This is a genomic window from Brevundimonas sp. (assembly GCF_036402095.1).
In the GTDB taxonomy this organism is placed as follows: Bacteria; Pseudomonadota; Alphaproteobacteria; order Caulobacterales; family Caulobacteraceae; genus Brevundimonas.
In genome coordinates, this window is sequence record NZ_DASWTO010000189.1 from 1 (window position 1) to 5,217 (window position 5,217).

At 68.5% G+C, this 5,217-nt stretch carries 5 protein-coding genes and 2 pseudogenes; all 7 read left to right on the forward strand.

Annotated features, from left to right (window positions below; all coding sequences use genetic code 11):
• Positions 1 to 708: polyprenyl synthetase family protein (locus VGD32_RS12525; protein ID WP_331032218.1), on the forward strand; the 708-nt coding region annotated here is incomplete at its 5' end.
• A gap of 186 nt (positions 709 to 894) precedes the next feature.
• Positions 895 to 2,802, forward strand: coding sequence for a 1-deoxy-D-xylulose-5-phosphate synthase (dxs, locus tag VGD32_RS12530; protein ID WP_331032219.1), 1,908 nt, complete (start codon positions 895 to 897; stop codon positions 2,800 to 2,802).
• A 70-nt stretch (positions 2,803 to 2,872) separates the two neighbouring features.
• Positions 2,873 to 3,232 (forward strand): hypothetical protein, encoded by a 360-nt coding sequence (locus tag VGD32_RS12535; protein WP_331032220.1) that lies wholly within the window; start codon positions 2,873 to 2,875, stop codon positions 3,230 to 3,232.
• A 263-nt stretch (positions 3,233 to 3,495) separates the two neighbouring features.
• On the forward strand, positions 3,496 to 3,858 hold the full coding sequence (locus VGD32_RS12540) for an AtpZ/AtpI family protein (RefSeq protein ID WP_331032221.1): 363 nt from the start codon (positions 3,496 to 3,498) through the stop codon (positions 3,856 to 3,858).
• Between the two features lie 7 nt (positions 3,859 to 3,865).
• Positions 3,866 to 4,648, forward strand: coding sequence for a F0F1 ATP synthase subunit A (locus tag VGD32_RS12545; protein WP_331032222.1), 783 nt, complete (start codon positions 3,866 to 3,868; stop codon positions 4,646 to 4,648).
• A 54-nt stretch (positions 4,649 to 4,702) separates the two neighbouring features.
• Positions 4,703 to 4,915 (forward strand): annotated as a pseudogene (locus tag VGD32_RS12550) (F0F1 ATP synthase subunit C); the annotation flags it as partial.
• A gap of 82 nt (positions 4,916 to 4,997) precedes the next feature.
• A pseudogene (locus VGD32_RS12555) lies at positions 4,998 to 5,217 on the forward strand (hypothetical protein); the annotation flags it as partial.

Genomic DNA, 5,217 nt, shown 5'->3' on the forward strand with positions numbered 1-5,217 from the left:
CTGTTCGACATCGAGGAGCGGCCGGTGCTGCGCGCCGCCTGCGCCCTCGAATGCGTCCACGCCTACAGCCTGGTCCACGACGACCTGCCGTGCATGGACGACGACGACGTCCGCCGCGGCCGCCCCACCGTGCACCGCGCCTATGACGAGGCCACCGCCGTCCTCGCCGGCGACGCCCTGCAGACCGCCGCCTTCGACATCCTGCTGCACCCGGACACCCACGAGAACCCGGCCGTCCGCTGCGAGCTGGCCGCCCGCCTGTCACTGGCCTCCGGCGCGCGCGGCATGGCCGGCGGCCAGATGATCGACCTGCTCGGCGTGCGCGACGACCTCGGCGGCGTCGCCCGCATGCAGCGGCTCAAGACCGGGGCCCTGTTCACCTACGCCTTCGAGATCCCGCTGATCATCGCCGACGCCCGCGAGGCCCACCGCCAGGCCCTGATCAGCTTCGCCCACGACATCGGCCTCGCCTACCAGATCGTCGACGACCTGCTCGACGTAGAGGGCGACGAGGACATCCTCGGGAAGGCGGCCAACAAGGACGCCGCCCAGGGCAAGACCAATTTCGTCACCCTGCTGGGCATCGAGGCGGCGCGGCATCGCGTCGCGCATCTGGCCGACCAGGCCCGCGCCCACCTCGACCCGTTCGGTTCCGACGCCGACATTCTCAAGGCCAGCGTCGACTTCGTGCTGCAGCGCCGCTCCTGAGCGCCCGCGCCGTCGCCGCCGTCCCCGGAACGAAGGCCCCAACGACGACGTGGACTCTCGCGCCGGCCGGCCGCCCGGGGTAGATGCATCGGTCCTGCACGGATTTTCCCGACAGCTTCGACGCGACGCGCAGCGAATTGCGCTACAGCGTGTTGGAAGACCAAAGGCTCAGGTACGAACCTCCGCATGCCCGACACCCCGCTTCTCGACCAGGTCCATCTCCCCGCCGACACGCGGGGCTTCGACATCGCGCAGTTGAAGCAACTGGCCGACGAACTGCGGGCCGAGACCATCGACGCCGTCTCCGTCACCGGCGGCCATCTCGGCGCCGGTCTTGGCGTGGTCGAGCTGACCGTGGCTCTGCACCACGTGTTCGAGACGCCGAAGGACATCCTGATCTGGGACGTCGGCCACCAGTGCTATCCGCACAAGATCCTGACCGGCCGGCGCGACCGCATCCGCACCCTGCGCCAGCCCGGCGGCCTCAGCGGCTTCACAAAGCGGTCGGAGAGTGAATACGACCCCTTCGGCGCCGCCCACGCCTCGACCTCCATCAGCGCCGCCCTCGGCTTCTGCGCCGCCCGCGACCAGAAGGGCGAATCGAACAAGGTCGTGGCCGTGATCGGCGACGGCTCCATGTCGGCCGGCATGGCCTATGAGGCGATGAACAACGCCGCCGAGACGACCAAACAGCTGGTCGTCATCCTCAACGACAACGACATGTCGATCGCCCCGCCCGTCGGCGGCATGAGCGCCTATCTGGCCAAACAGGTCTCGGGCGGCGCCTATCGCAATTTCCGCCGCTTCGGAAAGTCGGTCGCCGAACACCTGCCGCGCCCGTTCCGCAACGCCGCCCGCAAGGCCGAGGAATACGCCCGCGGCATGATCGTCGGCGGCACCTTCTTCGAGGAGCTGGGCTTCTATTACATCGGCCCGATCGACGGGCACGACATGGACAATCTCGTTCCGATCCTCAGGAACGCCGCCGCCATCACCGACCGTCCGGTCATCGTCCATGTCGTGACGCAGAAGGGCAAGGGTTACGCCCCGGCCGAATCCAGCGCCGACAAGCTGCATGCCGTGGCCAGGTTCGACGTCGTCTCGGGCCAGCAGGCCAAGGCCGTATCCAACGCTCCCAGCTACACGAAGGTGTTCGGGACCGAGCTGATCAAGCGCGCCGCGCTCGACCCCTCGATCGTCGCCATCACCGCCGCCATGCCGTCGGGCACGGGGCTCGACCTGTTCGGCCAGGCCTATCCCCAGCGGACCTATGACGTCGGCATCGCCGAACAGCACGCCGTCACCTTCGCCGCGGGCCTCGCCGCCGACGGCATGAAGCCGGTCTGCGCCATCTATTCGACCTTCCTCCAGCGCGGCTACGACCAGGTCGTCCACGACGTCGCCATCCAGAAGCTGCCCGTGCGCTTCGCCATGGACCGCGCCGGCCTGGTCGGGGCCGACGGCGCCACCCACGCCGGTTCGTTCGACATCGGCTTCATGGGCGCCCTGCCGCACATGGTGCTGATGGCTGCCGCCGACGAGGCCGAGCTGGCGGCCATGATCGCCACCTCGCTCGAGATCGACGACCGCCCGTCCGCCTTCCGCTATCCCCGCGGGGACGGCGTGGGGGTGGATATCCCCGAGCTCGCCGCCCCGCTCGAGATCGGCAAGGGCCGCATCGTCCGCGAGGGCACGACCGTCGCCATCCTGTCGCTCGGCACGCGCCTGCAGGAATCGCTCAAGGCCGCCGACGCCCTGGCCGCCCGAGGCGTCTCCGCCACCGTCGCCGACGCCCGCTTCGCCAAGCCGCTGGACGAGGACCTGATCCTCCGCCTCGCCCGCGAGCACGATTGCCTGATCACGGTGGAGGAGGGGGCCATGGGCGGCTTCGGCGCCTTCGTGCTGCAGATGCTGGCGGAAAAGGGCGCGCTCGACGCCGGCCTTAAGATCCGCACCCTTCACCTGCCGGACATCTTCCAGGACCAGGACAATCCGGCTGCCATGTACGCAGCAGCCGGCCTCAACGCCGAACACATCGCCGCCGCCGCTCTCACGACGCTGGGCATCGAGGCCTCGCGCGCCGCCCGGGCCTGAAGGCCGCCTTCGGCAACCCGACCCGGCCCACCCCGTTCTGTCCCCGACAGGACAAGGTGGAGTACCGATTGTGAGAGTTCATCTTTTCGTGGCCGCGACGCTGCTGCTCGGCGGCTGCGCGACCGGTCAGCCCTCCGGCGACGCGGCCCAGGTCGCCCGGTCCGGCGACGCCCGCCTGACGTGCCACCAGATCGCCGACGAGGCCGCGACGCTCAGCGAGCGGATGGGCGGAACGCCGACAGGCGGCGCCCTCGGGGGGGTGGCCAAGGCCGGGGCGGCCGCCCTGATTCCCGGGGCGGGTCTGGTCATGGCCGGCGTCGACGCCCTCAACGCGCCCCGGCGCGAGCGCCGCGAGGCCGACGAGAACCGTTGGCACTACCTCAACGGCCTCTACACCGCCCGCAACTGCCTCCAGACCGCAGCGCGGTAGCGGCAAGCACCGCCGTCGGCTGCACGATGAACTCTCCGCACCCGCCATCCCGGCCTTCGAGCCGGGCGACGCAGACTCGTGCCCCGAATTCGCGCCCGCTCCAGCGACCGTTCGCCACGCCCGCCGAACCGGGAAACAATCGTGCGGAAAATCAACGATCTAATGCCGTTCCACACCGCCTTGACCTGCGGGGGGTCCGCCTATAGGTTCCGCGCCGAATTCAGACCCCCTCCGGCATCCGTGCCGGAGTGCTGAGGCCGCCCATGTCAACCCAGCCGGAATCGCGTGAAGAGGCGATCGCTCGTCTCGCCAAAGGCGCATCCGATCTGGAGGCCCGCACGGCTCGCCAGATCTCTCACGAGGCGGCGGGACAGGCGGCGGCGGGTCAGGCGTGGAAGATCATCGCCGACCTGTTCGGCGGCGTCTTCGTCGGCCTGGCCATCGGCTTCGGGATCGACCATTTCGCCGGCACGACGCCGGTGGGAATCATCGGCGGAGTCCTTCTGGGCTTCGCCGTCTCGGTATGGATGGCGTGGCGCACGGCGCAGCGCCTGATGGCCGAGGCGAAGAAGCACGGGGAGCCGCAATCGGTTCCCTTCGACGACGAAGAAGACCAGGGAGCCTGATCGCCCGATGGCCGATCCGCTACATCAGTTTCAGGTTGCGCCGCTAACGCCGGCCCTCGACTTCGGCGAAGTGACGCTGCCGGTCGTCGGCACGGTGCATCTGGCCTTCACCAATTCGCACCTGGCGATGACCATCGGCTTCCTGCTGGTGGTCGGCTTCCTGTTTCTGGTGACCTCCAACGCCAAGGTCGTCCCGGGCCGCACCCAGGCGGTGGGCGAGACCCTGTTCGGCATGATCGACGGCCTCACCGAGTCGATCATCGGTCACGACGGCAAGAAATATTTCCCGTTCGTCTTCACCGTCTTCACCTTCATCCTCGGCATGAACCTGCTGGGCATGTTCCTCAGCTTCACCGCCACCTCGCAATTGGCCGTGACGGCCACGTTCGGCCTGATCACCTTCGGCCTCGTTGTGATCGTCGGCCTGGTGAAGAACGGCGCGAACTTCCTCAAACTGTTCTGGCCCACCGGCGCGCCGCTGGTGATGCGCCCCATCGTCGGCCTGATCGAGTTCTTCTCCTTCCTGCTGCGCCCGCTGACCCTGACCCTTCGTCTGTTCGGCAACATGATGGGCGGCCACATCGCCCTGAAGGTGTTCGCCGGCTTCGTCGCCACGGCCGTCATCGGCGCCGCCGGCTGGTTCGGCGTGCTGATCTTCCCCCTCGCGCTGGGCATGACCATCGGCCTGACCGCGCTCGAGTTCCTCGTGGCCTTCCTTCAGGCCTTCGTTTTCGCTGTTCTGACCTGCATCTACCTCAACGATGTGGTCAACCTGGGCGACGGCCACTAAGGCCCGGTCCAGTTCCGTCCCTCACCAATCAACCCCAGACTAGGACTTAAGACCATGGAAGCAGAAGCCGCCAAGCTCATCGGCGCCGGCATCGCGATGTGCGGCATGATCGGCGCCGGCATCGGCGTCGGCAACATCTTCGGCCAATTCCTGGCGGGCGCCCTGCGCAACCCGTCGGCCGCCGGCTCGCAAATCGGCAACCTGTTCGTCGGCGCGGCTCTGGCCGAAGCCCTCGGCATCCTGGCCTTCGTCATGGGCATCCTGATCTGGATCTCGTACTCGACTCCGTCGGCGGCGCGGACCTCCGCGCCGCCGGTTGAGCCTTTCCAGTTCCCCGACAGGCCCGCAGATGACCCTCACCGCCCAACCCGTCCTGCCCGAGGACGCGGCCCATCCGGTCGCGATCGAGGACACGCACGCCACGACCGAGGCCGCCCACGGCGGCGAGCACGAGTCCGGCGGCCTGCCCCAGTTCGAGTTCCAGCACTGGTTCGGGCAGATCGTCTATCTGCTGTTCCTGTTCGCCCTGCTCTACCTGCTGATGGCGAAGGTCTTCGGGCCGCGCATCC